We start from the raw sequence: 25,672 nt of genomic DNA, 5'->3' as shown, positions 1-25,672 counted from the left end.
AAAAATATATTGAACATATACAATGCATCGATTATAGTTGGGGGGAAGAAAGTGGAGCTTGAGGGCGGGCTCGCCAAAAAGGAGACGATGAACGCATGCCATATGAAGTCATCCGGCCTGAGCAGTTGAAGGGCGTGCTGGAGCGCCTGCAGGCGGGCATTTACGAGCCGATCGCCGAGCTGAGCGTATCGGCCTGGGTCACCCCGGAGCCGGTGCCCTATGGGGAGCGGCGCTCCGGACGGCCGCTGCGGCTGCAGCCCGGCGACCGCTGGGGCGAGCTGTGGGACTGCGCCTGGTTCCATTTTTCCGGACGCGTGCCCGAGCGCGCCAAGGACGCCAAGGTCGTGCTGCTGATCGACGTGAACGGCGAGCTGTGCCTCGTCGACGAGGAAGGCTCCCCGGTCCAGGGCCTGACCAACATCAATTCCGAGTTCGACTTCTCGCTCGGGCTCCCGGGTAAGCGGGTCGTGCTCGTGAGCGAGCGCGCGAGCGGCTCGGAGACGATCGACCTGTGGGCCGACGCGGGCTGCAACGATCTGTTCGGCCGATATCGCAGCGGTACGCTCAAGGAAGCGGTCGTGGCGACATGCCGGGAGGAGCTGCGGCAGCTGTACTACGACTTCGAGGTGCTGCTGGAGACGGCCGAGCGGCTGCCGGCCGGATCCGCGCGCAAGGAGCGGATTTTCCGGACGCTGCATGACGCCTCGCATCGGCTCGCGAGCCTGACGGACGAGCGGATCGCCGAGGCGCGCCGCATGCTGGCCGAGCTGCTGGCCAAGCGAGGCGGGGATCCCGTGCTGACGATCAGCGCGATCGGCCACGCGCATATCGACCTGGCCTGGCTGTGGCCGATCCGGGAGACGATCCGCAAGGGCGCGCGCACGTTCTCCACGGCGCTGCGGATGATGGAGCGCTACCCGGACTACGTGTTCGGCGCGAGCCAGCCGCAGCTGTACGATTGGATGAAGCGCCATTATCCGAAGCTGTACCGCGAGATCAAGGAACGCGTCGCCGAGGGGCGCTGGGAGCCGCAGGGGGCGATGTGGGTCGAGTCGGATACGAACGTGCCCGGAGGCGAGTCGCTCGTCCGCCAGCTGCTTTACGGCAAGCGGTATTTCCAGCAGGAGTTCGGGCAGGAGATGAAGTCGCTGTGGATGCCGGACGTGTTCGGCTATACGGCGAGCCTGCCGCAGCTGCTCAAAAAGGCCGGCGTCGACTACATGATGACCCAGAAGCTGAGCTGGAGCGTCTACAACAAGCATCCGCACCACACGTTCCACTGGGAGGGGATCGACGGCTCGCGCGTGCTGACGCATATGCCGCCGGAGGATACCTACAATAGTCCGGCGGCGCCGCGCTCGATCGTCAAGGCGGAGCAGGACTACCTCGACAAGGGCGTCTCGGACCGCGCGCTGATGCTGTTCGGCATCGGCGACGGCGGCGGCGGTCCCGGGGAGGAGCATCTGGAGCGGCTCGCCCGGGAGAAGGACCTGCTCGGCCTCAGTCCGGTGGAGCAGGAGTCGTCGTCGCGCTTTTTCGAGCGCCTTGCGGAAGGAGCGGAACGCTACGAGACGTGGCGCGGAGAGCTGTACCTGGAGAAGCATCAGGGCACGCTGACGAGCCAAGGGCGCAGCAAGCGCTACAACCGCAAGCTGGAGAAGGCGCTGCGCGAGCTGGAGTTCGCCGCCGCGCTGGCGGAGACGGCGGCAGGACGGCCGTACCCGGCCGCGGAGCTGGAGGCGGTGTGGAAGGAGGTGCTCCTTTACCAGTTCCACGACATCCTGCCCGGCTCCTCGATCAAGCGGGTGTACGACGAGTCGCTCGAGCGGTACGAGGCGCTGCTGCGGCAGGTCGAGCGGATGCTCGGCGAAGCCTACGCCGCGGCGGCGGCCGGCGCGGCCGGCACCGCCGTGTTCAACTCGCTTCCGTGGGAGCGGGAGGAGTGGCTGCGGATCGGCGGCCGCTGGCGGCGCGTGGCGGTGCCCGCGATGGGCTTCGCCGCGGTGGATGCGGCGGCCGGCACAGACGAGCCGGAGCCGGCCTTCCCCCGCCTGAAGGTGTCGGCCGAGGAGCGGACGATCGAGAACGGCCTGCTCAAGGTCGCGCTCGGCGCAAGCGGCGGCATCGTCTCGATCTTCGACAAGGAGGCGGGCCGGGAGCTCGTGCAGGCGGGCCGCGAGGCGAATGCGCTGCGCGTCTACGCCGACGACGGAGACGCCTGGGATTTCCGCCAGGACTACCGGGCGGGAGGCGGCGCGGAGCTGTCGCTGCTGCGGCTGGAGGCGTTCGCGGACGGGCCGGTGGCCGGCCTGATGCTCACCTGGGCGACCGGCGAGTCGACGCTGACCCAGCGGGTGGCGCTGACGGACGGCAGCCGCCGGCTCGACTTCGACACCAAGGTCGACTGGCGGGAGTCCGGCAAGATGCTGCGCGCCTCGTTCCCGCTGGCGATCAGGGCCGACCACGCCAGCTGCGACATCCAGTTCGGCTACCTGCGGCGGCCGACGCATCGCAACACGATGTGGGACTACGCCAAGGACGAGATCTGCGCGCATCAGTACGCGGACCTGTCCGAGCCGGACTACGGCGCGGCGCTGCTCAACGACTGCAAGTACGGGCATCGCGCGGAGGGCGGCGAGCTCGACCTCAACCTGCTGCGCAGCCCGTCCTACCCGGATCCCGAGGCCGACCGAGCCGAGCATGAGTTCCTCTACTCCCTCTATCCGCATCCCGGCGATCATGTGCAGGCGCAGGTATGCCGGCGCGGGTACGAGCTCAACGTGCCGCTGCGCCTCGTCGATCCGGCCTCTGCCGCAGCGGGATCAGCGGCGGCCGGCTGGCGTGAGGGCGCTTCGTTCCTGGAGCTGGACCATCCCCATGTGATGGCGGAGGCGGTCAAGCGGGCGGAGGACGGCGACGAGCTGGTCGTGCGGCTGTACGAGACGGCCGGCACGAGGCTGCGGACGAAGCTGCGGCCCGGCTTCCCGGTGTCCGCGGCGCGGCTCGCCGACCTGCTGGAGCGGGACGAGGAGCCGCTCGACCTCGGCGGCGGCGCGGTGGAGCTGGAGTTCGGCCCGTTCGAGGTCAAGACGCTCAAGCTGACGCGGAGCTGAGGCCAGGCTCCGAGCCAGGCGCCATCCGGAGAAGCGGCGCTTTCTGCATGCGGGAGGGCGCCGCCGCATCCGGCTTGATTTTCATCCGACAAGGAGGTCGAAGCCTATGAGGACGAACCCGCTCCTGAAGCGGATCTGGCGGCATCGCCTGCTCTATCTGTTCCTGCTGCCGGCGGTCGTCTGGTTTTTCCTGTTCTCCTACGTTCCTTTGTACGGCATCCAGATCGCGTTCCGCGATTTCCGCTTTTCCGGCGGCTTCACCGGCAGCCCCTGGGCCGGCCTGAAGTACTTCCGCCAGTTTTTCGATTATTATCAGTCCAGCCAGCTGATCCGCAACACGATACTCATCAGCGGCTTGAAGCTGACGATCGGCTTCGCGATGCCGATCGTGCTGGCGATCCTGCTCAACGAGATCCGGAACCTCAAGTTCAAGAAAACTTTGCAAACGCTTTCGTACCTCCCGTACTTCGTCTCCTGGGTCGTCGTCGTCACCCTCATGCAGCGTCTGCTCACGCCTTACGGCGGACCGGTGAACGACCTGCTCGTCTCGTCGGGCCTGCTCAAGGACCCGATCCAGTTCCTCAACAATACGAGCTGGTTCTACCAGATCGTCATCGGCTCGGACATCTGGAAGAACATCGGCTGGAACTCCATCATCTACATGGCGGCGATCGCCGGCATCGACCAGCAGCTGTACGAGGCGGCGAAAATCGACGGAGCCGGGCGGTTCCGCCAGATGTGGCATGTGACGCTGCCGGGCGTGCGCAACATCGCCGTCATCCTGTTCATCCTCGCGGCGGGCAGCCTCATGAGCGCCGGCTACGAGCAGCTGCTGCTGCTGAACGGACCGGCGACCGCCGCGATCGGCAGCGTGCTCGACGTGCATGTCATCGGCGCCGGCATCGGCGAGGGGCGGCTCAGCTACGCGGCCGCGGTCGGCCTGTTCCAGAGCGCGATCGCGCTCGTCCTCATCCTCGCGGTCAACCGGATCGCCCGCAAGGTCAGCGACGTATCCCTTTTCTAACCCGAAAGGAGCATCCGCATGGGAAGGCGCAAGCTCTCGCTGTTCAGCGCGGCCAACTACACGCTGCTCGCGCTGTTCGGCTTCACGATGATCTATCCGTTCATCTACATCCTCGTCTACTCGCTGAACGACGGCAAGGACTCGATGCTCGGAGCGCTCTACTTCTACCCTCGGCAGTTCACGCTCGACAACTACGCCCAGATCTTCGACAACGCGAAAATCTGGCAGGCATACAAGATCACGCTGCTGCGCACGGCGCTCGGCACGGCGCTGCATGTGGCGCTATGCACGCTGACCGCCTACGCGCTGTCCAAAAAGACGCTGCCGGGGCGGACGTTCTTCACCTTCTACATCTTCCTGCCGACGATCTTCAGCGCGGGCTTCATCCCTTACTTCATCACGCTGCAGAAGCTTCAGCTCATCAACAGCTTCTGGGTGTACGTCGTTCCGATGCTGTTCAGCTTCTTTCACATCGTCATCATCCGCACGTTCCTGCAGGGCATCCCGGAGGAGCTGGAGGAGTCGGCGCGCATCGACGGCTACGGCGACTTCCAGATCTTCCTCAAGATCGTCCTGCCGCTGTCGGGGCCGGTGCTGGCGACGATCTCGCTGTTCATCGGCGTCGCCCACTGGAACGACTGGTTCACCGGAGCCTATTACGTCTCCGACAAGAGCCTCATTCCCGTGCAGACGCTGCTGCAGCAGATGCTCACCGAGGCCGAGGCGCTCTCGTCCTCGATGCAGCGGGCCGCCCAGCAGGGCGGGCAGACGATCAACACCGGCGCGGCCGGATCGACGCCGGAGTCGCTGCGGATGGCGCTGCTCGTCGTCACCGTGTTTCCGATCCTGTGCATCTATCCTTTTCTGCAGAAGTACTTCGTCAAGGGCGTCATGATGGGTTCGGTCAAAGGCTAGGATGAACGTCCGCAAGCGGCTGCGGGCGGCGGGTCCGCCGCAGCCGCCGGACTTTGTCATATACCACTTACGACGATCGGGAGGGGTTCTCATGAGGAACAAGCGGATCAAGGCCGCCGCGGCGCTGCTGGCGGCGATGGCGATGGGCGGCTCGCTCATCGGATGCAGCGACGGGGGCGGCGGAGGGAACAGCGGCGACGGCGGCGAGGTGTCGCTGAAGATTCTGCACAACTGGAACGGCTCCGGCGCGGGCGACGTGGAGGCGGACTTGACGCCGATCGCCAAGGCGATTCAGGCGAAGACCGGCGTCAAGGTGAAGATGGACTACACGAAGGGCAGCGAGGTCGAAAAGGTGAACCAGATCTTCGCGACGCAGGACCTGCCCGACATCTACACCGGACCGGCCTGGGGCGGGGAGCTGGACGGCATCGTCAAGGCGGCGCGCGAGGACCAGCTCGTCGACCTGTCGGGCAAGCTGGACGCGTATCCGAACCTGTCCCGGGCGATCGCCAAGGAAAACGTGCCGCCGGCGCTGTACGAGAAGGCGATCGGAGCCTTCGGCGACCAGAGCTACATGCTGTTCCAAAACCAGCCGCTGACGGACAAGGACGCCATGGATTGGCTGTACGGCTTTTACGTCCGCAAGGACATCGCCGATCAGGTCGGCGTCGATCCGCAGTCGGTCCGGACGAAGGACGATCTGTACGCCTTCCTCAAGAAGATCAAGGACGCGGACCTGAAGGAGAACGGCATGCCGGTGTTCCCGCTCGGCGGCTTCTCCAACGGCTGGGCCGTCGGCATCGGCAACACGATGTTCTACGGCACGGAGTATATGGACCAGGGCGGCGGCACGCTCGAGCATGTGTTCTTCACCAAGCCGTATGAGGACTACACGCTGTATTACCGCAAGCTGCTGGCCGAGGGACTGCTCGATCCGGAGGCGTTCACGCAGACCGATCCGATCGCCCAGGAAAAGATCAAGCAGGGCCGCATCGCCGTGCTGGCGGCGCATCTGCCGGCGATCATCGACGCCTCCAAGGATTATGTGAAAGCGCATCCAGGCAGCGATTACGTGCCGATCGGGCCGCTGGAGCGGGCCGGCGCCGAGCCGGATCGTCCCGTCGATCTCGGCATCCAGGGCAACAACGTCACCGTCATCACCAAGGCATGCAAAAATGTCGACGCGGCGCTCAAGCTGCTGGAGTTCCTCGCCTCGGAGGAAGGCTTCAAGCTCGTCCGCTACGGCATCGAGGGCACGCATTACGACATGGTGGACGGCAAGCCGGTCGCCAAGGCGGAGTTCTTCGACAAGTTCGCGGCCGACACGACGGGCAAGGCCAAGAAAAACGAGGGCTTCGCGACCGGCTTCGAGGACATGACCGGCCAGGACCGGACGAACACGCTCGGCGGCGACATCTGGGCGGACCAGGAGCGGATCGCCAAGATGGAAAGCGCGCGCAAAATCCTCCGTCCGAACGGCATCTCCGTCATCTCGGCCTACAACGCCGCCGACGTCATGGCCAAGTCGCCGCAGTGGGAGGAGCTCAAGCCGTCGATGGACAAAATCGGCGACGTCTGGAAGGAAGCGGTATTCGCCAAGTCCGACGAAGCGGCGCTGGACATCATCGGCGCGCTGCGCGAGCAGATCAAGAAGACCGGCTATCCGGAGGCGATCCAGTACGTGAACGAGAACCTGAAGGGCAAGGAAGTCGTGCAGCTGCAGATGCCGAACTGATCCGGGCGCTTGCCCGAAAGGAGGCCGCGACATGAAGCGGGAGGAAGCGGGCCGGCAGGAGCGGACGGGATTCCAGGAATCCCGTCCGTACGGGCCCAAGTACGATCTGCGGACCGATTTCGTCATGGTGTACGGCATTTCGGACGATCTACCCGAGCGGATCGAGGGCTGGAGGAAGGCCGGCTACACGATCCATCTCATGACCGGCGTCTCGTGGGGCGAATACCAGGATTACCTGTACGGCAGGTTCGACGGGCGGGAGCACTGGGACGAGGCGCAGACGCTGCGCTCCGGAGACCCGATGCTGCACGGCAAGGACGTGCCGTACATGGCGCCGACGATCTCGTTCGCCCGGTATTTGGCGGAGCAGATCCGCCGGGCGATCGACTGCGGCGTCGAGGCGATCCATCTGGAGGAGCCGGAGTTCTGGGCGCAGTCGGGCTACGAGGAGGCGTTCAAGCGGGAGTGGCGGAGCTATTACGGCGAGGACTGGCAGGAGCCGCATCGCTCGCCGGACGCTCAGTACCGGGCCTCGAAGCTGAAGGCGGCGATGTACGCGCGCACGCTCGAGCGCATCTGCGGCGAGATGAAGGAATACGCGCTCGTCGCCTATGATCGGGCGATCCGCTTTTACGTGCCGACGCACAGCCTGATCAACTACGCCCAGTGGCGGATCGTCAGCCCGGAGGCGCTGCTCGTCTCGATGCCGTCATGCGACGGCTATATCGCCCAGATCTGGACCGGCACGGCGCGCACGGCCAACGTCTATCGAGGCGTGCGCCGCGAGCGCACGTTCGAGACGGCCTATTTGGAATATGGCATCATGCAGGAGCTGACGCGCGGCACCGGCCGCGAGATGTGGTTCCTGCACGATCCGATCGAGGACAATCCGCGCTACAGCTGGAGCGACTACCGCCGCAACTACCGGGCGACGGTCATCGCCTCCCTGCTGCATCCGGACGTGAAGCAGTACGAGGTGTGCCCGTGGCCGTGGCGGGTGTTCGAGCTGGACTATCCGACCGAGGACGGCAGCGGCAAGGAGCCGATCCCCGAAGCCTACAAGACGCAGCTGCTGACCGTCATGAACCTGCTGCGAGACATGCATCGCCACGAGGAGGCTCCCGATCCGTCCGGCGCCGGGGCCGGACCGTCCGGCATCGGCCTCTGCCTGGCCAACTCGTCCATGTACCAGCGGGGCGACGTGCTCGGGGAGGGAGAGGACGAAGGCGAGTTCAACTACGACGGCACGAAGGCGGCGGACGGACTGACGACGCGGCAGCTGGAGCTGCTGGACTTCTCGGCCTTTTACGGGCTGGCGCTGCCGCCGGTCAAGAAGGGCATCCCGCTGCGCCCGGTCCAGCTCGACAACATCCTGACGTTCCCCGGCTATCTCGAGGGCTACCGCGTGCTGCTGCTCAGCTACGAGTTCATGAAGCCGGAGCATCCCGGCATCCATCAGGCGCTCGCCCAGTGGGTGCGGGAGGGCGGCGTGCTGATCTATGCCGGCGACGGCTCGGACCCGTTCCACGGCGTGCGCGAATGGTGGAATCGCGGGGCGGGAAGCCGCGTCTACGAGCGTCCCGAGCAGCATCTGTTCGAGGCGATGGGGCTGGGCCGGGAACCGGAGCCGGGCGAGCATGCCGTCGGGGAAGGCGCGCTGCTGCATCTGCGCTGCCATCCGGCCGAGCTGTCGCGCTCCGCGGCAGGCGCGGAGCGCGTGCTCGGCGCGATCCGGCGCGCGCTGGAGCTGCGCGGCGAGGCGGACGACTACCGCGAGAGCGGCTTGCTGCGCATCCGGCGCGGTCCTTATGTGATCGCGCATGCGCTGGACGAGAGCGAAGCGGCAGGCGGCTCGGCCGTGCTCGAGGGAGCGTTTGTCGATCTGTTCGACGCGGAGCTGACGGTGCGGAATCGGGTCGAGCTCGCGCCGGGCGAGGACGCCCTGCTGTACGATCTGGGCGAAGCGGCCGGCGGCTGGGGCGAGGAGGAGGCGGCGGAGGCGGGCTCCGCGCACGGCGGCCCGGGAGCGGGAGCGGAGGAGGCGGGGTCCGCGCACGGCGGCCCGGGAGCGGGAGAGGCGGAGGCGGGGTCCGCGCACGGCGGCCCGGGAGCGGGAGCGGCACAGGCAGGCTCTGCGCACGCCGGCCCGGGAGCGGCGGAGGCGGCGCGGCGCGCCTCCGTGCTTGTCAGCTCCTCCCGCGTCCGGGACGCGGCTCGGGAAGGCGGACGGTTCCGCTACGTGTCGGAGTCGCCGTCCGAGATGACGGTGAGCACGAGGCTGCGCGCTTGTTCCATGCCGAGCCGCATCCGCGCCTGCGCGGCGGATATCCCGCTGGCCGGGCCGGGCGCTGACGCATCCGGCGGCGATGCGGTAGAGGCGGAGTTCCATGCCGCCTCGTCCACGCTGCTGCTGCGCCACGAAGGCCGCCCTGCGGGCGTCCGCGTCGAGCTGGAGTGGCTCTGACAAAAGCGGCGTCCGGCCGCGTCCTTTTTCAATCCGGTTGCAATCGGCCCGAGCTCTGCTATAATGGCACTATTGACAACCGCATAGCTGGGGAGCTGGCGCACGCCGGCTGAGAGGGGAGAAGCATCCCGACCCGTACACCTGATCTGGATAATGCCAGCGTAGGAACCGTATGCAGCCGACTCGCCGCGGAGCAGCCCTTCGGGAGCTTCCGTACGGCAAGTCTCGATCTGCGATAACATCACGACGTCTTCCTTGGGGAGACGTCTTTTTTTGTTCGGGCGGGATCGGCTGCGCGGATCGGACGGCGGACGGCGACGAAGGCGATGCGGGCATGAGAGAGAAGAAAGCAGGGGAGAGACATGGGGAGCAAGACAAGATGGACAAGCGGCATGCTGACGGCGGCGCTGGCGCTCGCGCTGGCCGCCTGCGGCGGCAGCGCCGAGCAGGAGAACGGCGGAGCGGCGGCGACGGACGCGCCGCTGCAAAAGGTGAAGGTCGTGCTCGACTGGACGCCGAATACGAACCATACCGGCCTTTATGTGGCGCGCGACAAGGGGTACTTCAAGGAGCAAGGGCTCGACGTCGAGATCGTTCAGCCGCCCGAAGGGACGGCCGCCGATACGCTCGTCGCCAAGGGCGAGGCGGAGTTCGGCATCGGCTATCAGGAAAACCTGACGCTCGCGCGCACGCAGGAGCTGCCGCTCGTCTCGGTCGCGGCGGTCATCCAGCACAATACGTCGGGCTTCGCCTCGCCGGCGGACAAGGGCATCAAGGAGCCCAAGGACTTCGAGGGCAAGACGTACGGCGGCTGGGGAGCGCCGGTCGAGCAGGAGGTGCTCGCCTCGCTCATGCAGGAGCAGCAGGCGGATGTCGGCCAGGTCAAGATCGTCAACATGGGCAACGCCGACTTCTTCACCGCCGTCAAGCGCGACATCGACTTCGCCTGGATCTTCTACGGATGGACGGGCGTCGAGGCGGAGCTGCGCGGCGAGCAGCTGAACATGGTCTATCTGACCGACTATAGCGACAAGCTCGACTACTATACGCCGCTGCTGCAGACGAGCGAGAAGCTGATCGCCGAACGGCCGGAGCTCGTGCGCGCGTTCGTCGCCGGCGCGGCAGCCGGCTACGAGGACGCGATCCGCGATCCGGAAGGCGCGGCGGAAACGCTGATCGCGGCCGTGCCCGATCTGAACCCGGAACTCGTGCGCGCCAGCCAGAAGTGGCTGAGCCCGAAATACCAGGATGACGCCGCCCGCTGGGGCGAGCAGAAGGCCGAGGTGTGGAACGGGTACGCCGACTGGATGGTCGAGCACGGCCTGATGGACGCCAAGCCGGACCTGGCGAAGGCGTTCACGAACGAGTTCCTGCCCGCAGACGGAAATTGATCCCTGTTTCGAACGAGAGGAGAGCATCGACATGGCCAACGCGCTGGTAAGCATCCAGATTTTGCCGACGACGCCGGGAGGAGAAAGCGTCCTGCCGTACGTCGACCGGGCGATTGACATCATCAAGGAGGCCGGCGTGCCTTATCGCGTCGCTCCGCTGGAGACGACGATGGAGGGCGACCTGCAGCAGCTGCTCGCGGTCGTCGCCCGCATGAGCGAGGCGCTGGCCGAGCTCGGCTGCCCGTCCGTCATCTCCCAGGTGAAAATCTACTACAATCCGGGCAGCGGAGCCTCGATGGACCGCCTGCTCGAAAAGTATCCGGATGGCCGGTAGCGGCCATCGCGGGCCGAATCGGGACGATGCGGACGGACGCGAAGCCGTCCGGCGCGACGCGGCACCCGATGGCGCAGCGTCGGAGCGGGCTGGAGCGGCAGCCGATGGCGCGGCGTCGGAGCGGGCCGGAGCGGCAGCCGATGGCGCGGCGTCGGAGCGGGCTGGAGCGGCGGCCAATGGCGCTAAGTCGGCGCGTGCGCGGGCCGGCGGCCGAACGCGCGCGCGGCTGAAGGCGGCGTGGCCGCCGCTCGCCGTGCTCGCGGCGCTGCTGCTGCTCTGGGAGGCGGCAGTGCGGCTGTGGGGCGTCGAGGCATGGCTCATGCCTTCGCCGGGCCGCATCCTGGCCGATGCGTGGGAAGCGCGGGAGCGGCTCGCCGGCCATGCCGGCGCGACGCTGAGCCTGACGCTGCTCGGCTTCGCGGGAGGATCGGCGGCGGGCTTCGCGCTCGCCGCCTTGCTGCATCTGCTGCCGCTCGTGCGCGCCGGCGTCTACCCGCTGCTCGTGCTGTCGCAAAACGTGCCGATCATCGCGCTCGGGCCGCTGCTCGTCATCTGGTTCGGCTTCGGGCTGCTGCCCAAGCTGCTGCTCGTCATGCTCGTCTGCTTCTTCCCCGTCTGCGTCGCGATGCTCGGCGGGCTGCGCGGCGCCGATCCGGCGCTGGAGCGCTATCTGCGCATGATCGGGGCCGGCCGCTGGCGGCGCTTCGCCAGCCTCGAGCTGCCGAGCTCCGCTCCGCATCTGTTCTCCGGGCTCAAGCTGGCGGCATCGTACAGCGTGACGAGCGCGGTCGTCGCCGAATGGATCGGCTCGGACCGCGGACTCGGCTATTTCATGCTGCTGTCGTCCAAAGGCTTCAAGACGTCGCTCGTGTTCGCGGGCGTCGCCATCGTCGTCGCGCTCAGCCTGCTGCTCGTCGCCGCCGTCGCGGGGGCGGAGCGGCTCGCGCTGCGCTGGCGCTCGGAGAGAGGGGGAGCGGCATGAACAGGAAGCGACCGAACGGAGCGTCGCCGTCCGCTCCCCCCGTGCTTGAGGTCGACCGGGTCGCGCTGTCCTATCCGCAGGCCGCGGGGCGGACGCAGGTGCTCGGCGGCGTCAGCCTGAGCGTGGGCGCGGGCGAGTTCGTGTCGCTGCTCGGCCCGTCCGGCAGCGGCAAGACGACGCTGCTCGGGCTCGTCGGCGGGCTGGAGCGGCCGGATTCAGGCCGCATCCTCGTCGCCGGCGAGCCTGCCGGCAGCCGCCCGGGCCTCGCGGCCTACATGCCGCAGCAGGCGGCGCTGCTGCCCTGGCGCACCGTGCAGGGCAACATCGAGCTGGCGCTGCGCATCGCCGGGCGCAGTCGGGAGGAGGCGCGGCGGCTGGCGCGCGAGGGGCTCGAGCGGCTCGGCCTGGAGCGTCATGCGCGCAGCTATCCGCAGGTGCTGTCCGGCGGCATGCAGCAGCGCGTCTCGTTCCTGCGCGCGCTGCTGTCGCCGCAGCCGCTCATGCTGCTCGACGAGCCGTTCGGCGCGCTCGACGCGCTGACGCGGCAGGAGATGCAGGAGTGGCTGCTGTCGCTCTGGGAGCAGGACCGGCGCTCGGTGCTGCTCGTCACGCATTCGATCGAGGAGGCGCTGCTGCTGTCGGACCGCATCCTCGTGCTTTCGTCCGCACCGGCGACGATCGTGCGGGAGCTGGCCGTGCCGTTCGGGCGGCCGCGCCGGCGGCAGCTGTGGAGCGAGCCCGCGTTCGGCGAGCTCAAGGAGGAGCTGTACCAGGCGCTCCGCCGCGAGCGGGGCGGGTCCGGCGAAGGCCGGGCTTGACGGCTGACGACGAGAGGCCAGCCGTGAGGGAGTACTATTAGAAGCGCTCGGCGGAAGCCGGGCGCTTTTTGGAGCGGACGAGAGGAGCGGAATGAATGGAAGGCATCGGCAAGGAAGGACAAGCCTCCGGGCAGGCGAAGGAAGGACAAGCCGGCGGTCAGGCGGAGCGCGGAGCGGCGGCCGTCGCCCTGTACGACACGCATCTGCATCTGGAGCAATACGGCGAGCAGGAACGGGAGTCGATGCTGGAGGAGGCCAGGCGGGAGGGGGTGCGCGGCATCGTCGCCGTCTCGATGGATTTGGCGTCGAGCCGCCGCACCCGGGAGCTGGCGCTGCGCCATCCGGAGCTCGTGCTGCCGGCGTACGGCTGGCATCCGGAGCAGCCGCTGCTGCAGGATAGGGAGCTGGACGAGCTGATCGGCTGGATTCGGGAGCGGCATGCGGACGGCGAACGGTTCGCGATCGGGGAAGTCGGCCTGCCCTATTACACGCGATCCGAGGTGGAAAGCGCCGGGGGCTCGTTCGACGAGCGCGGCTATATCGGGACGCTGGACCGCTTCGCGGCGTTGGCGGCCGAGCTGGATCGGCCGCTCGTCCTGCATGCCGTCTACGAGGACGCCTTCAAGGCGGCGAAGCTGCTGCTCCGACATGGAGTACGCCGGGCGCATTTCCATTGGTACAAGGGAGATGCGGAAACGACGGGCGTTCTGGCGCAGGCCGGCTGGAGCGTGTCGGTGACGCCCGACGTGCTGTACGAGCCGGAAATCCGCGAGCTGGCGGCGAGCTATCCGCTCGGACAGCTGATGACCGAGACGGACGGCCCTTGGCCGTTCGAAGGTCCGTTCGCGGGGCAGCCGACGCATCCGCTCCTGGTGCGCGAGGCGGCGCGCGAAATCGCCCGCCTGCGCGGGCTCGGCGAGCGGGAGACGGCCGAGGCTCTGGCGGGCAATGCCCGCAGGCTGTACGGCCTGCGCTGAGCAGCGGCGGGACTGCATCAAACGGGACTGCATCAAGCGGGACCGCATACAATAGGAGGCCATCTTCAGCTCCCGCGCTGAAGATGCGGCAGAACGGCCGAATGAGGAGTAAAAACGGACTTGAACTCAGGCGCAGGAGGCCATGGGGTCAAGTCCGTTCTTTTGCAGAAAGCACAGCGGCCTGGAAATGGTTCTCCCCCGTCATCGCCGGCCTGTACTCTCCGCCTCTACTCCCCGCCGCCGCGGCTCAAGCCGTACAGGTACGCATGCAGCATGAAGCGGAAGCTGGCGTCCCGATCCTGCGGCATCCCGAAGGCGCCGATCCGCTCCAGCGAGACGAAGCCGTGCAGCAGGCTGCGGATGCCGCGCACGGCGTGGATCAACTCGTCCTCCGCCAATCCGTAGCCGGACAAGATGCGGATTATGAGCTGGACGAGCCGATCGGCGGCGGCCTGCAGGTCGGCATCGTCCGGCTCGGGAGCCCGCTGGATCGCCTCGTACTGGCCCGGATAGGCACGCGCGAACGCAAGATAGGCGAGTGAAATGGCGGATGCGGCGTCTTCGTCCGCTCTCGATGCGGCCGCTTCCAGCGTTGCCGTCAGCCGCTCGACCGCGCGGATGGCGAGCAGGCGGCGCAGCTCCGGCAGCCCGGAGACGTGATTGTACAGGGAAGGCGAGCGGACGCCAAGCTTAAGCGCGAGCGCGTTCAGCGCCAGCGCCTCGAAGCCGCGCTCGTCGGCCAGCTCCGCGGCAGCGGCGAGCAGCGTATCCCGATCAAGCCCGATGCGCGGCATCGCCTAAGCCTCCTTCGAGCGCCGCGGCGGCGGCGCGGATCGCTTTTTCGAGCGCTGCCTCCGGCCGCTCCAGCATGCGGCCGTGCCCGGCGGCCAGCAGCGACGGACCGAGCTTCGCCAGCCTGCGGGCGGATGCGAGCGCGGTCGCGGCATTCCAGGTCGCCATCCCGGGGAATGGGAAGCGCCACTGCACTTGGCCGCTGACGGCGAACCCGCCTCGCACCTGAAAAGCGTCGCCGCAGACGAGCGCTTTGCTGCGCGTATCGAAAAAGGCCATCGAGCCCGGCGTATGGCCCGGAGCCGCAACGGCGAGCAGCGATCCGATCCGGTCGCCGTCTTGCAGCAGGACATCGGGACGCGTGCGCAGCTTGCGCGGCACGTCGCCGCGGATCGGGGACGGGGGCTCGTTCGGATCGAGCGAGCGGTCGCCGTCCAGCAGGCGCGCGTCCCGCGCCGACAAGTGCACCGGAACGTCCGGCAGCGCGGCCTTGAGCGCGTCGAGCGCTCCGACATGGTCGCCGTGGGCATGCGTCAGGACGATGCGCGCGATCGGCTGGCCAATCGCGCGGGCGGCGTCCAAAATGGCTTTGGCGCTGTAGGGCAAGGCGGCGTCGATCAGCGTCAGGCCGTCCTCCTCCTCGACCAGATAGGCGTTGACAGGAAACAAGCGCGGCAGGAAAGCCAGCTGAACGATGCCGTTCGAGCGGGTCATTTTCATGGGAAAAACCTCCGTTTCGGGGTTTGCTAATCCGATTAGCTTCACTTTAACTAATTATATTAGTTTTTGCAAGCCCGTTTTTTGACCGCGCCTCCGCCGATCCTGTACGATAGATGGAGAACATGCGATCAAAGGAGAGCTGCAGCTGGTGCACATCATGCTTGGAATCGTTTTTCTGCTTCTTTACGGAGGGCTGGTCTGGTATGTCGGCTGGAGCGGCTGGCGCTGGCTGAGGCCGGCCGCGGCCGCCTGGTTCCGCGTCCTTTACATCGCCGGACTGTCGTTTCTGGCGCTGTCGTTTTTTCTCGGGCGCTTTTTCCCCGAACAAGCTCTGATCAGCCGCATCGGCTCGTACTGGCTCGCGCTGTTCGCGCTGCTGCTCATGGTGCTGCCGGTCGCGCAGCTGCTGCTGCTTCTGCTGAGGCTTACGCGGATTCCCCGCCATCGGGCGGAAAAATGGGGCGGAGCGCTCACGCTGGCCGTGCTGCTCGGCCTGCTCGCCTTCGGCTCGTACCAAGCGTACAGCCCGGTCGTCCGCACCTATGAGGTGCGCGTCGACAAGCCGGCGGGAGGGCTCGAGGAGCTGAACGTCGTCATGGCGGCGGACATGCATTTCGGCTTGCTTTCCGGTCCGGCCCACGCCGAGCGTCTCGTGCGGGAGATCGAGAAGCTGCAGCCGGATCTCGTGCTGTTCCCGGGAGACATCATCGACGACGATCTCGAGCTGTACGAGAGCAGCGGCATCGGCGAGATCCTCGCCAGGATCCAAGCTCCGTACGGCGTCTACGCGACGCTCGGCAACCATGACAAGTTCGACGGCCCGACGGAGCGCATCATCGAGTCGCTCGAAGCGAGCGGCATGCAGGTGCTGTACGACGAGGTCGTGACGATCGAGGACAAGCTGACGCTGATCGGCCGCAAGGACCGCACCGAGCAGGACCGGGCGCCGCTCGCGGAGCTGGCCGCGCAGGCCGATCCGTCGAAGCCGCTCTTCCTGCTGGATCACCAGCCGTACGAGCTGGACATCGCCGCGCGCAGCGGCATTGACCTGATGGTGTCGGGCCATACGCATCGCGGCCAGATCGCTCCGGGCCATCTGATCACGGGCGCGATCTACGAGAACGACTGGGGCGTGCTGCGCAAGGAGCAGATGACGTCCGTCGTCACCTCGGGCTTCGGCTTCTGGGGGCCGCCGATCCGCCTGGGCAGCCGCTCCGAGGTCGTGCAGCTGCGCCTCGTCTTTTCCTGATCGCCGCTCGCAGAGAAGCTCTGCCGGCGAATGCTTGATTTCCAGAAGGGAGAACTGAACCATGGAACGCGACAGCTCGAATCGATCCGGCGCGACGGCCGGAGAAGCGAAGGACTATGCCAAGTATTTTGACTTTTCGACCGCCAAGATCATCCGGGAAGAAGACGGAAAGACAGCCTATCGGATCAACGGGCGCACGATCCAGGTCAGCAGCGCCCCTTCGCATCGCGACGAGAAGAAGCGCGGCAAGCAGGAGGTCGAGGTGCATCGCGGCTTCGGCATCCCGGAAGACATGGCCGGCTTCGGCCGCGGCAAGAGCTATCATATCCGCACCTACGGCTGCCAGATGAACGAGCACGACACCGAGGTCATGCGCGGCATGTTCGAGGCGATGGGCTACGAGCAGGCGGACGAGTATGCGCAGGCGGACGTCATCCTGCTCAACACCTGCGCGATCCGCGAGAACGCCGAGGACAAAGTGTTCGGCGAGCTCGGCCACTTGAAGAAGCTCAAGACCGAGCGGCCCGGGCTGCTGCTCGGCGTCTGCGGCTGCATGTCGCAGGAGGAGACGGTCGTCAGCCGCATCCTGCAGAAGCATGCGTTCGTCGACCTCGTCTTCGGCACGCACAACATCCACCGGCTGCCCGAGCTGCTGCGGGATGCGGCGCATAGCCGCGAGCTCGTCGTGGAGGTCTGGTCCAAGGAAGGCGACATCATCGAGAACCTGCCCAAGAAGCGGGAAGGGCTGCGCGCTTGGGTGAACATCATGTACGGCTGCGACAAGTTCTGCACGTACTGCATCGTCCCCTATACCCGGGGCAAGGAGCGCAGCCGCCGGCCCGAGGACGTGCTGGCCGAGGTGCGCGAGCTGGCTCGCCAGGGCTTCCAGGAGATTACGCTGCTCGGGCAGAACGTCAACGCCTACGGCAAGGATTTCGAGGACCGGACGTACCGCTTCGGCGACCTCATGCACGACATCTCGCGGATCGCGGTGCCGCGCGTCCGCTTCACGACCTCGCATCCGCGCGATTTCGACGACCGGCTCATACAGGTGCTCGCCCAAGGCGGCAATCTGGCGGAGCATATCCATTTGCCGGTGCAGTCCGGCAGCACCGAGGTGCTGAAGCGGATGAGCCGCAAGTATACGCGCGAGTCCTACTTGGAGCTCGTGCGCAAGATCAAGGCGGCCATCCCGGGCGCGTCGCTGACGAGCGACATCATCGTCGGCTTCCCCGGCGAGACGGACGAGCAGTTCGAAGAGACGATGTCGCTCGTGCGCGAGGTCCGCTTCGATTCCGCTTATACGTTCATCTACTCTCCGCGCACCGGCACGCCGGCGGCGGGGATGGAGGACAACGTGCCGGAAGCGGTCAAAAAAGAACGTCTCCGCCGGCTCAATGACCTGCTGGCCGTCCTCGGGCGCGAGGCGAACGAGGCGATGGTCGGGCAGACGGTCGAGGTGCTCGTCGAGGGCGAGAGCAAGACCCGCTCGGACGTCCTCTCCGGCCGCACGCGCACGAACAAGCTGGTCCATCTGGACGGTCCGCGCTCGCTGATCGGCCGGCTCGTCCAGGTCAAGGTGACCGAGGCGCATAGCTGGCATGTCCGCGGCGAGCTGGTCGGCGACGCGGCGGAAGCGGTCTGATCCGCGTCCTGGAGGTCTTGCCGAGTTGGCGGCGGGGAAAAGTTGGGGCGAAGTCCTCTTCCGCGTAATTTTAATCCGCGGAAGAGGGCTTTTTTGCTCGTTGCAGCCGGCCGATGGGAGGGGGACGGCCGGCTTCGGCCGAGCGGCCGGGATTATGAGGATCCGGGGCAGGAATGTGCCTTGGATGGGGCCGAGCGGCCGGGATTTTGCGGATCCAAGGCAGAAATGTGCCTTGGATGGGGCCGAGCGGCCGGAATTTGAGGATCCAAGGCAGAAATGTGCCTTGGATTGGGCCGAGCGGCGGGGATTATGAGGATCCAAGGCAGAAATGTGCCTTGGATGGGGCCGGGCGGCCGGGATTTGAGGATCCAAGGCAGAAATGTGCCTTGGATGGGGCTGGGCGGCCCCGGGATTGGCGGAACCAAGGCAGAAATGTGCCTTGGATTCGGATGGGCGGCCGGAATTTGGGGATCCAGGGCAGAAATGTGCCTTGGATTGGGCCGAGCGGCATTCGGCTCGGCCTGCGATAAGCGAGCAGGCGAGCCGGACGCCGCCGCATCGCCGCAAGCTAACGTCGACGGAGGCAGCGGCCGATATCGTTAGGATGCATGCCATTCCACGATTTCACGATGTCGAGAAGGAGCTTGGACCGAAATGAACCGATTATCCAGTAAGGCGCATAGCGCCGCCAGTAAGGCGCATGGCGCCGCCAGTAAGGCGCATGGCGCCGCCAGTAAGGCGCATGGCGCCGCCAGTAAGGCGCATGGCGCCGCCAGCAAGGCGCATGGCGCCGCCAGCAAGGCGCATGGCGCCGCCAGCAAGGCGCATAGCGCCGCCAGCAAGGCGCATAGCGCCGCTAAAATGATCGCCGCCGCGGTCGCCGCGAGCATGTTGCCCGCCCTCGTCCTGGGCGCGGCGCCTGCCGCCGCCGCCGAAAAAACATTCGCTTACGCCGAAGAAGGCTCCAGCTATGTGCCGCTGCGCGCGGTCAAGCAGCTGCCCGGCCTGAGCGTCGCTTGGGACGCGGCGTCAAAGACGGCGTCGATCGCGGAGCAGGAGAGGAGCGCGACCGTCACGATCGGCTCGAAGACGGCCCGCTCCGGCGGTGAGAGCTTCGCGCTGGCGCGTGCGCCTTTCCTCGACGGAGGAACGGCCTATGTGCCGGTGCGGCTGCTGATCGACCGGTTCGGCGTGAGCGTGAAGCAGGAGCCGTCCTCCGGCTCGATCGTGCTCGGCAAAGGGGAAGCGCAGCTGCGCGTGCCCGTCGCTCCGCGCGGCTCGGTCAGTCTCGCCCGCAAGCCGGTTAAGGTCGAGAGCCGGACGATCCGGGCAGCCGGCCGCAGCTTCTCCGTCCAGCTGGCGACCGTGTCGCTGCTCGACCCGCGGGTCGATCTGGAGGTAGCGGCGGCCAAGGACAAAATCGGCAGCACCGAGGAGCTCGCCTCCATCGCGCGGCGCGGCGGAGCGCTGCTCGCCGTGAACGGCACGTTTTTCGACGCCTACACCGACGGCGCCGTCAAAAACCCGTACGGCTATCTGTTCAACGGCGGCAGCATGCTGTACAAGAGCAGCGGCGACAAAAAGACGGTGTTCACCTACGACGCCAACCATCTAGCCGAGCTGCTGCCGGGCCTCGACTTCGCGGAGCGGATCGGCGAGGACATTGACGGCGCGCTCCAGGCCGGTCCGCGTCTGCTCGTGAACGGCGAGACGAAGCTCGATCCGAAGACGGAAGGCTTCCGCGATCCGAAAATCCTGACGGGCGGCGGGGCGCGCAGCGCGCTCGGCCTGACGAAGGACCACGAGCTGCTGCTGCTCACCGTCGGCGGCGCGACGATTCCGCAGCTCGCCTCGATCATGAAGGCGGCGGGCGCTTGGCAGGCGATGAACCTCGACGGCGGCGCATCGAGCGGCCTTTATTACAACGGCAGCTACCTCACCCGCCCGGGACGCCTGCTCAGCAACGCGCTGCTCGTACGAGTCCGTTAGGCGGCCTCGCCTGGCTCGATCCCACACTCGCTGCACGCGCAGGTCCGCTAGGCGGCCTCGCCTGGCTCGATCCCACACTCGCTGCACGCGCAGATCCGCTAGGCGGCCTCGCCATGAACGATCCCGCACTCGCTGCACGCGCAGGTCCGCTAGGCGGCCTCGCCTGGCTCGATCCCGCACTCGCTGCACGCGCAGGTCCGCTAGGCGGCCTCGCCTGGCTCGATCCCGCACTCGCTGCACGCGCAGGTTCGCTAGGCGGCCTCGCCATGCCAGACCGCTCCTCCGCCTACTGAGCGCTGCTCGTGCGGGTCTGCCGCTAGGCGGCCTCGCCATGCCCCACTGCTCCGCCTCCTGAGCGCGGCTGGACTTGCAAGTCAGGGATTTCTGCCCGGCATCACGCCGGACGGGAATCCCTTTTTTCGATCTGGATATTCTAATCGAACAACCGCCTCCGCCATCGAATGGAGCTCGGCCTGTTACGAAAGTCCTTTTGGTGGGTAACAAACATCGGAGTTGAAACATCAAGGGAGGTCACTATGAGAACGATTCGCGCGCTTGGGCTGGCATGGCTGCTCCTGATCCTGACGGTGACGGGCGCGGCCGGATGGACCGGAACCGCTTCGGCGTCGGAGCCGGCCGCCGGCAAGGTGTATCAGATCGGAACGGACGTCACGTTCGCGCCGTTCGAGTTCCAGGATGCGAGCGGCAAGTTCGTCGGCATCGACATGGATCTGATGGAGGCGATCGCCCGCGATCAAGGCTTCCGCTACGAGATCAAGCCGCTCGGCTTCAATGCCGCCGTGCAGGCGCTGGAGTCCGGCCAGGTGGACGGCGTCATCGCCGGCATGAGCATCACGGACGAGCGCAAGCTCAAGTTCGATTTTTCGGAGCCGTACTTCGACTCCGGCGTCATCATGGCGGTGCGCGAGAACGACAGCCAGACGCGGACGTACGAGGATCTGCGGGGCAAGAAGGTCGCCGTCAAGACCGGAACCGAGGGCTACCGCTACGCGGAGTCGATCGCCGGCGAGTACGGCTTCACGATCGTGCCGTTCGACGACTCGGCGCAGATGTACGACGATGTCAAAGGCGGCAATTCGGTCGCGTGCTTCGACGATTTTCCGGTCATCGCCTACGGCATCCAGCAGGGCAACGGGCTGCAGCTGACTGACGAGGAGAAGGTGGCCGGAGCTTCCTACGGCTTCGCCGTGCGCAAGGGGCAGAACGCCGAGCTGCTGCGCATGTTCAACGACGGCCTCGCCAACCTGAAAAACAGCGGCGAGCATGCCCGCATTCAGGAAGCCTATCTGGGCGAGGGCGCGCAGCAGGCGAGCGGAGGCGGCTGGAACCTGATCACCGAGTCGCTGCCGTACTTACTTGAAGGGCTGGGCAAAACGCTCCTGTATACGATCGTCTCGCTGTTTTTCGCCTTCCTGCTCGGCTTGCTGTTCGCCTTCATGAAGGTCGGCGGCAGCCGCTTCCTGCGAGGCGTGGCGACGGTGTACGTCGACGTGTTCCGCGGCATCCCGCTCATCGTGCTGGCCTTCTTCATCTACTTCGGCATCCCGCAGGCGTTCGGCTTCACGATGCCGCTGTTCCTGGCGGCGATCCTGACGCTCAGCCTCAACGCCGGCGCGTACGTGACCGAGATCATCCGCGGCGGCATCCAGTCGATCGACCGCGGCCAGATGGAGGCGGCGCGCTCGCTCGGCCTGCCTTACGGCAAGGCGATGCGCAAGATCATCCTGCCGCAGGCGATCCGCGTCATGGTGCCGTCTTTCATCAACCAGATGGTCATCACGCTCAAGGATACGTCGATCCTGTCGGTCATCGGCCTCGTCGAGCTGACCCAGTCCGGCAAGATCATCATCGCCCGCACGTTCGAGTCGTTCACGATCTGGACGACGGTCATGGTGCTCTACCTGATCGTCATCATCGCGCTGACGAAGCTGGCGGAGCGCATGGAAAGGAAGGTGCGCCATGGGTAAGATCCGCGTCGAGGGGCTGAAGAAGAGCTTCGGCTCGAACGAGGTGCTGAAAGGAATCGACCTGCAAGTGCAGCCCGGCGAGGTCGTCTGCGTCATCGGACCGTCCGGCTCCGGCAAAAGCACGCTGCTGCGCTGCATGAACCGGCTGGAGGACATCACCGCCGGCAGCGTCGTCGTCGACGACGTCGACATCAACGCCAAGGATACGGACATCAACAAGGTGCGCGAAAACATCGGCATGGTGTTCCAGCATTTCAACCTGTTCCCACACTTCAACGTCCTTCGCAACATCGCCTTCGCTCCGACGGAGCTCGGCAAGCTGGACGAGGCGGCGGCCCGGCAGACCGCGCTGCGGCTGCTCGAGCGGGTCGGGCTCTCCGACAAGGCGGACGCTTACCCGGCGCAGCTGTCCGGCGGCCAGAAGCAGCGCGTGGCGATCGCCCGGGCGCTGGCGATGAACCCCGACATCATGCTGTTCGACGAGCCGACGTCGGCGCTCGATCCGGAGATGGTCGGCGAGGTGCTCGGCGTCATGAAGAGCCTGGCGAGCGAGGGCATGACGATGATGGTCGTGACGCATGAGATGGGCTTCGCCCGCGAGGTCGCCGACCGGGTCATCTTCATGGACGGCGGCTACATCGTCGAGGAAGGCCCGCCGGAGGAGCTGTTCGGACGGCCGCGCCAGGAGCGGACGATCAGCTTCCTTGAAAAGGTGCTGTAAAACGAGGCTTCAGCGGCAAAAAGCCCGCTTCATCCGACTAGTCGGACGGAGCGGGCTTTTTGCATTTGGACCGGCGGAAGCAGATCGCTCGAGCTGCGCCGGAGCGTCGCGGCCGGCGCCGGATGCGGCTCGATCCGGGCCGCGGCGCCATGGGTCAAGGCACGACGAAGCGGATGCGCGTCCCGTCCTCGTAGCCCCGCAGCTGGTTGCCGATCCAGGAGCCGGCGCCGCGGTTGTCGGAGGACTTGACGTAGGCGACATCCGCGCCGGCTCCGCCTTCGCGGCACATCGCCATCGGCCACTCGTCCCGGTCGTATTTCTTGCGCGTCGGGATGCCCTGGAGCGACTCGCGGCGGTTGGCGTCCGCTCCGTCCCGGTCGATCGTGCAGATGGCCGAGGCGCCGGCGGCGATCGCGGCTCGGATATGCTCGGCCGTATCGGGATACCGCTCGGACGGGAAATAAATCGTCGCGTCATGGCCGGAGGGCGCGGCGGATGGCTGCGGCAGCTTGAGCTCGAACGAGCAGCCGCCGAGCAGCGCCGCCAGCAGCAGCGCGGCGAGCAGGGAGAAGAGCAGGCGAAGCGGTCGTCTGTCGGTGCGGGTCATGGTCGTCCTCCTGGTCGGTTCTCTCCTGTACGGAGCTTGTCTCCAGTATAACAGGGAACGTACGTTTGGGAAGACCAGGAACTGGAAAGGACGCCGGCCGCTTCTAGCCCCGCCTCAAGGTTCATACAGATGAGAGATGGACTTCGCTCACCGGGCCAGAGGAGGGAATGGGATGCGAAAAAGGATTGCCGCCCCGAGACGGACAGCCGCCGACGCGGGACAAGCCGCAGACGGACGGCTGCCGGAGCATCGGCGCGGCATGGCTGTCCGCGCTGCCGCAAAAGGGCTGATCGCCGCCGCGGCGGGCTTGCTGCTTTGGCTCGCCCTCGGCTGCGGATCGGCCGGGATGGCGGGGACGGCGAAAGCGGCCGGCGCCGATCCGATCCGGCAGACGACCCAGGTTGTAGCCGTGCAGCAAGCGCCGGCTCCGGATTCGGCTCCCGCCAGCCATGGCATGAGTCACGGCGGTGGAACGGCGGGCGGCGGGCTGCAGGCGCCGCTGCAGGGCTGGCCGCTCGCTGCGGCCGTGTTCGAAATCTTGGCGCTGCTGCTGATCGGCGCCTTGACGATCCGCCAGATGCTGCGGCTGCGATACATGGAGCGGCCGGCCGAGATGCCGCTCATGATGTGCTGCATGGGCTTTTCGATGGCGGCCGGACTGGCCGGCGGCACGATCCTGTCGGTGCTGCTCGGCCAGTTCACGCTTCCTGCGATCGGCGCGGGAGCCGCCGCAGCCTGGGCCGGCTATGCGGCGGGCAGCCGCCACGGAGCCGCGCCGGCGCTGGAAGGTCTGCTCGGCGGCGCGATGGGCGGCCTGATGGGGCCGATGTTCGGCTATATGGCGTTGCCGGAGCATCCTTTTGCATCAGTGCTGTTCGCCCTCGCGCTGTTCATCGTCGTCGTACGGCTGCTCGGCCGCCTCGCTCGGGAAAAGCGCAGCGAAGCGGCCGCCTGCCTGGAGCCGGACGGCGGCTGAGCGTCGGGATGGCCTGATCCCTACTCGAAATAAAAAAGACGGAAGCTTCCGGCCGCAGCCGGGCTTCCGTCTTTTTTACATGCAGCCGATTAGAACAGGAACGCGCCGATCAGCCCGCTCAAGAGGCCGGACGCGACGACGGAGCCGAACACGAGCCAGAGCACGCGCGCCGGGAAGGCGCGGCGCAGCATGAGCAGCGAGGGCAGGCTGACCGTCGGCAGCGTGACGAGCAGGGCGCCGGCGGCCGCGCCGCCGTAGCCGAGCGACAGGAACGACTGCACGATCGGAATTTCCGCCGCCGTCGGAATGACGAACAGCGTGCCCGCGATCGCGAACAGGATCAGCGCCAGCACCGTCGTGCCGGCTCCTTCGCCGAGCGTCGGGAACAGCCAGGCGCGCGCGGCGCCGAGCAGCAGCACGGCGAGGATGTACGCCGGGATGACGTTCAGCAGCATCGTGCCGAGGCTGCGTCCCCAGCGGACGAGGAACGGCCGGTCGTCCGCCTGGGCTGGAGCGAGCGCCTCGGCCGGCAGCTTGTCCTCGGAGACGGACGCGTCTCCCGCGAAGCGGTTCGCCAAGTAGCTGACGCCGAACGTGATCGCCAGGCCGAAGGCGAGGCGCAGCAGCGTGAAGTCCCAGCCGAGCACGAAGAACATGAAGATCAGCGTCGCCGGATTGAGCAGCGGATTGCCGAGCCAGAACGCGAGCGCGGCTCCGACGGAGACGTTTTTCTTGCGCAGGCCGGCGGCGATCGGCGCGGCGCAGCAGGAGCACATCATGCCGGGCAGCGAGGCGACGCCGCCCCATACGGTGCTGCGGAACGTGCGCTGGCCGAGCACGCGCATAAGCCAGTTCGCGGGCAGCAGCACCTGCACGAGCGAGCCGAGCAGGATGCCGAATACGGCGGCTTTCCATACGGCTTTATAGTAGACGACGGCATAGTCCCATGCGGACTGCCAGGAAGGATTCGGAATCGCTTCCTGGCCGCCGGTCAGGATCGAGCTGCCGATCGTATGCTCGGTGATCGCCTTGATCGCCTTGCCGTAGTAGGGCCACCACTTGATGTAGGTCAGGCCGGTGGCGGCGATGAGGATGAACAGGACGGCGAGCCACAGCGCTTTGCGGCCGTCGTTCTGCTGCCCGGAGGGCATGGGGGAAGAAGGGCTCAAGACGGAATAACCTCCTAGAATGGTGTCAGATGCTCGACTATTATAGCACAGCGCTCCGAAAGC

The 25,672-nt window shown here is 66.7% G+C and carries 20 protein-coding genes and 1 riboswitch; of the genes, 16 read left to right on the top strand and 4 right to left on the bottom strand.

What is annotated here, in order from left to right:
- The first annotated feature begins 95 nt into the window (after nt 1-95).
- The 10 genes from GE073_RS14805 (at nt 96) to GE073_RS14760 (ending at nt 13,753) form a co-directional block, all read left to right on the top strand.
- On the top strand, nt 96-3,113 hold the full coding sequence (locus GE073_RS14805; RefSeq protein WP_101809263.1) for an alpha-mannosidase: 3,018 nt from the start codon (nt 96-98) through the stop codon (nt 3,111-3,113).
- A 106-nt stretch (nt 3,114-3,219) separates the two neighbouring features.
- Nucleotides 3,220-4,137 carry an ABC transporter permease gene (locus GE073_RS14800; RefSeq protein WP_028596857.1) on the top strand — a complete coding sequence of 306 codons (918 nt, stop codon included), beginning with the start codon at nt 3,220-3,222 and terminating at the stop codon, nt 4,135-4,137.
- An 18-nt stretch (nt 4,138-4,155) separates the two neighbouring features.
- A complete protein-coding gene (locus tag GE073_RS14795) occupies nt 4,156-5,052 on the top strand; it encodes a carbohydrate ABC transporter permease (protein WP_153783762.1) in 897 nt (298 codons plus the stop codon).
- Nucleotides 5,053-5,143: 91 nt separating this feature from the next.
- A complete protein-coding gene (locus GE073_RS14790) occupies nt 5,144-6,787 on the top strand; it encodes an extracellular solute-binding protein (RefSeq protein WP_153783761.1) in 1,644 nt (547 codons plus the stop codon).
- A 31-nt stretch (nt 6,788-6,818) separates the two neighbouring features.
- Nucleotides 6,819-9,251, top strand: a complete 2,433-nt coding sequence (locus GE073_RS14785) for a hypothetical protein (RefSeq protein ID WP_153783760.1) — start codon at nt 6,819-6,821, stop codon at nt 9,249-9,251.
- A 78-nt stretch (nt 9,252-9,329) separates the two neighbouring features.
- Nucleotides 9,330-9,437: riboswitch (TPP riboswitch) on the top strand.
- A 176-nt stretch (nt 9,438-9,613) separates the two neighbouring features.
- Nucleotides 9,614-10,642: an ABC transporter substrate-binding protein gene (locus tag GE073_RS14780; protein ID WP_028596853.1), complete on the top strand. Its 1,029-nt coding sequence runs from the start codon at nt 9,614-9,616 to the stop codon at nt 10,640-10,642.
- Nucleotides 10,643-10,673: 31 nt separating this feature from the next.
- Nucleotides 10,674-10,976, top strand: coding sequence for a thiamine-binding protein (locus tag GE073_RS14775; RefSeq protein ID WP_028596852.1), 303 nt, complete (start codon nt 10,674-10,676; stop codon nt 10,974-10,976).
- Nucleotides 10,966-11,958, top strand: a complete 993-nt coding sequence (locus GE073_RS14770) for an ABC transporter permease (RefSeq protein WP_153783759.1) — start codon at nt 10,966-10,968, stop codon at nt 11,956-11,958. Before GE073_RS14775 ends, GE073_RS14770 begins: the two co-directional genes overlap by 11 nt.
- Nucleotides 11,955-12,776 carry an ABC transporter ATP-binding protein gene (locus GE073_RS14765; RefSeq protein ID WP_153783758.1) on the top strand — a complete coding sequence of 274 codons (822 nt, stop codon included), beginning with the start codon at nt 11,955-11,957 and terminating at the stop codon, nt 12,774-12,776. Before GE073_RS14770 ends, GE073_RS14765 begins: the two co-directional genes overlap by 4 nt.
- Nucleotides 12,777-12,871: 95 nt before the next feature.
- Nucleotides 12,872-13,753 carry a TatD family hydrolase gene (locus GE073_RS14760; protein WP_153783757.1) on the top strand — a complete coding sequence of 294 codons (882 nt, stop codon included), beginning with the start codon at nt 12,872-12,874 and terminating at the stop codon, nt 13,751-13,753.
- A 227-nt stretch (nt 13,754-13,980) separates the two neighbouring features.
- Here the strand turns inward: GE073_RS14760 and GE073_RS14755 are convergent, their stop codons facing one another.
- Both GE073_RS14755 and GE073_RS14750 read right to left on the bottom strand, forming a co-directional pair.
- Entirely contained in the window at nt 13,981-14,547 is a 567-nt protein-coding gene (locus GE073_RS14755) for a TetR-like C-terminal domain-containing protein (RefSeq protein WP_153783756.1), read from the bottom strand.
- Nucleotides 14,528-15,265, bottom strand: coding sequence for an MBL fold metallo-hydrolase (locus GE073_RS14750; RefSeq protein ID WP_153783755.1), 738 nt, complete (start codon nt 15,263-15,265; stop codon nt 14,528-14,530). Before GE073_RS14750 ends, GE073_RS14755 begins: the two co-directional genes overlap by 20 nt.
- 148 nt (nt 15,266-15,413) lie before the next feature.
- Between GE073_RS14750 and GE073_RS14745 the strand changes: the two genes are divergently transcribed.
- The 5 genes from GE073_RS14745 (at nt 15,414) to GE073_RS14725 (ending at nt 22,857) form a co-directional block, all read left to right on the top strand.
- Nucleotides 15,414-16,514, top strand: a complete 1,101-nt coding sequence (locus GE073_RS14745; protein WP_153783754.1) for a metallophosphoesterase — start codon at nt 15,414-15,416, stop codon at nt 16,512-16,514.
- A gap of 61 nt (nt 16,515-16,575) precedes the next feature.
- Nucleotides 16,576-18,159, top strand: coding sequence for a tRNA (N6-isopentenyl adenosine(37)-C2)-methylthiotransferase MiaB (gene miaB, locus GE073_RS14740; RefSeq protein ID WP_153783753.1), 1,584 nt, complete (start codon nt 16,576-16,578; stop codon nt 18,157-18,159).
- A 654-nt stretch (nt 18,160-18,813) separates the two neighbouring features.
- Entirely contained in the window at nt 18,814-20,148 is a 1,335-nt protein-coding gene (locus GE073_RS14735; protein ID WP_228551545.1) for a phosphodiester glycosidase family protein, read from the top strand.
- A 536-nt stretch (nt 20,149-20,684) separates the two neighbouring features.
- Nucleotides 20,685-22,136, top strand: a complete 1,452-nt coding sequence (locus GE073_RS14730) for an amino acid ABC transporter substrate-binding protein/permease (protein ID WP_028596843.1) — start codon at nt 20,685-20,687, stop codon at nt 22,134-22,136.
- Nucleotides 22,129-22,857, top strand: a complete 729-nt coding sequence (locus GE073_RS14725) for an amino acid ABC transporter ATP-binding protein (RefSeq protein ID WP_028596842.1) — start codon at nt 22,129-22,131, stop codon at nt 22,855-22,857. Before GE073_RS14730 ends, GE073_RS14725 begins: the two co-directional genes overlap by 8 nt.
- 154 nt (nt 22,858-23,011) lie before the next feature.
- Here the strand turns inward: GE073_RS14725 and GE073_RS14720 are convergent, their stop codons facing one another.
- Nucleotides 23,012-23,464, bottom strand: a complete 453-nt coding sequence (locus GE073_RS14720) for a NucA/NucB deoxyribonuclease domain-containing protein (protein ID WP_043110721.1) — start codon at nt 23,462-23,464, stop codon at nt 23,012-23,014.
- A gap of 172 nt (nt 23,465-23,636) precedes the next feature.
- On the opposite strand from GE073_RS14720, the gene GE073_RS14715 reads away from it, so the two are divergent.
- On the top strand, nt 23,637-24,440 hold the full coding sequence (locus GE073_RS14715; protein WP_028596840.1) for a hypothetical protein: 804 nt from the start codon (nt 23,637-23,639) through the stop codon (nt 24,438-24,440).
- Between the two features lie 89 nt (nt 24,441-24,529).
- Here the strand turns inward: GE073_RS14715 and GE073_RS14710 are convergent, their stop codons facing one another.
- Nucleotides 24,530-25,591, bottom strand: coding sequence for a permease (locus GE073_RS14710; protein ID WP_153784746.1), 1,062 nt, complete (start codon nt 25,589-25,591; stop codon nt 24,530-24,532).
- Between the last annotated feature and the right edge of the window lie 81 nt (nt 25,592-25,672).

It is taken from the genome of Paenibacillus sp. B01 (assembly GCF_009649995.1).
In the GTDB taxonomy this organism is placed as follows: Bacteria; Bacillota; Bacilli; order Paenibacillales; family Paenibacillaceae; genus Paenibacillus_O; species Paenibacillus_O pasadenensis.
This window is presented reverse-complemented; position numbering and strand designations above follow the sequence as displayed.